The following is a 1,887-nucleotide window of genomic DNA, read 5'->3' as shown; positions in this document are numbered from 1 at the left end:
CGGTGAGGGGAAGAAAGTTTCAGTGGAATTCATTGTTGAATCATGTTACTTGGGGTAACCCCCTAAAATGTTAAACCGCCCAGGAAGGGCTCAAGTCAATCAATATGTATGGGACAAGAACATTGCTAACGCCCATTGACTTCGTTGATTTTCAAAACAGGGCTTTCAATATGGGCATCTCTTGCATCGTCGGGCGATGCACAGCGCTAAAGCATAGGCTCTTTTCGAGCTGGAATACGTCATTGAAATATAGTATATTAAAGATAATTTAATGGAAATAACGATAGTTCGAGAGAGCTTGTATCGTATCATCATCACCCACTAAAAACAAGAAGACATGCCAGAAAACATCATCACACTAGGAACATACTCCTTTGAGCGGGCACAAATTGTGAAAACCGTTTTGGAGGCCAATCAGATTGACTGTTTCATTCAAAATGCGAATATCTTGCAGGGTGCCATCTCGGCAGGGGTGAAGGTTCGTATTCGGGAGGAAGATTTGGAGAGCGCTCTGCGACTGGTTGAGAACCTGTTTAAGCCCAAGCCGGTCGCGGAAGACGGGGATTTGGTGTCGAAGAGTGGGAAGGCTCGTATATTGGTGCCGACCGATTTCAGCGATTATTCGCGCAAAGCAGCGGAAATAGCGTTGGATTTGGCCATTGTCACGGGAGCCGAATTGACCCTCATGCACACCTATTTTGATCCGGTGATTAATGCCTTACCGTTTACGGATGCTTACATGTACGATGTGAACATGGAGGAGTTGGCGGTTGACTTAAAGGATAGCGGGGAAAAGAACTTGCAATTGTTGAAGGACGCATTGGCAGAGAAGGTGAAAAGTCGTCCGGGGGCCACGGTGACGTTCAAAACCATGTTGTCGAAGGGGGTTGCAGAGGATGAGATTGTGCGTTATGCCCGCTTGTATCGTCCTACGTTGATTGTGATGGGGACGCGAGGCAAGGACAAAAAGAGCAGCGATTTCATTGGGAGTGTGACGGCCGAGGTGATTGAGACCGCACGAGTGCCGGTGTTAGCCATTCCTGAGGATTTTGCATACCGGGGCATTGAACACATGAACAATGTGTTGTATGCGACCAATTTTGAGGAGTCAGATTTTAAGGCATTGGAGTTGTTGGAGGTGATTGTGAAGCCGTTGCAGGTGAACATTCATTGCATTCATTTTGAGTCATCGCTCAAGAGTCGGTGGGATGAGGTTCGGATACAGGGGTTGCGCGATTATATGAGCAAACGTTATCAGGAGACGAAGGTGGTGTGCAACCTGGTTGATACGACCGATTTTTCGGAAGGGGTAGAAAAGTATATTAAAGAAAATGATATCAGTATGTTGTGTGTGACCACACGACGACGCAACATTATTTCTCGTTTGTTCAACCCCAGTGTTGCCAAGCGGATGTTGTTTCACAGTACCACACCTTTGTTGGTATTTCATGCCCGCTGAGGGCGGAGATTTGGTGATTTAGTTAATGCTTATCCCCGGCAGGGTTTTGAACCTTGTCGGGGATGTTTATGATTGGATATTAATGCGAATTAAGGGTTGAATAATGCATTCAAGTATCAATGTCGTTAAGTTAGTGCGATTCATAAAAGAGTTTTTAATGAACACGGAGACACTGGGAGACAGAGTTTTATTTTGATTTATTAAATCAACCAGATGAAGCTTTGCTCCCCCTTGTTCAAATAAAAAAACATATAACTCAAAAGAGTTATAACGTCGACAAGAAGATGATTAGACTAAAGACAGACAGATCGATTAGACAGAAGAGACGAAGAGAACGGATTTAAACATCTGTTTTCATCTCATCAACTGTCATTTTGTCTGACATCTTTTTCGGCTCTATTCTGATTTGTGTGGGTAATCATAAGTAT

At 44.3% G+C, this 1,887-nt stretch carries 1 protein-coding gene; it reads left to right on the top strand.

From position 1 onward, the window contains the following. Nucleotides 1–337 precede the first annotated feature (337 nt). Nucleotides 338–1,459, top strand: coding sequence for a universal stress protein (locus tag LX69_RS17370; protein WP_111447289.1), 1,122 nt, complete (start codon nt 338–340; stop codon nt 1,457–1,459). Nucleotides 1,460–1,887 lie beyond the last annotated feature (428 nt).

Origin of the sequence: Breznakibacter xylanolyticus (assembly GCF_003254275.1) — a bacterium.
GTDB lineage: Bacteria > Bacteroidota > Bacteroidia > Bacteroidales > Marinilabiliaceae > Breznakibacter > Breznakibacter xylanolyticus.
The sequence above is the reverse complement of the archived record's forward strand: the minus strand, read 5'-3'. Positions and strand labels throughout refer to the sequence as shown.

Coding starts and splice junctions, on each gene's coding strand:
- LX69_RS17370 (WP_111447289.1), top strand. CDS start 338: ATGCCAGAAAACATCATCACACTAGGAACATACTCCTTTGAGCGGGCA.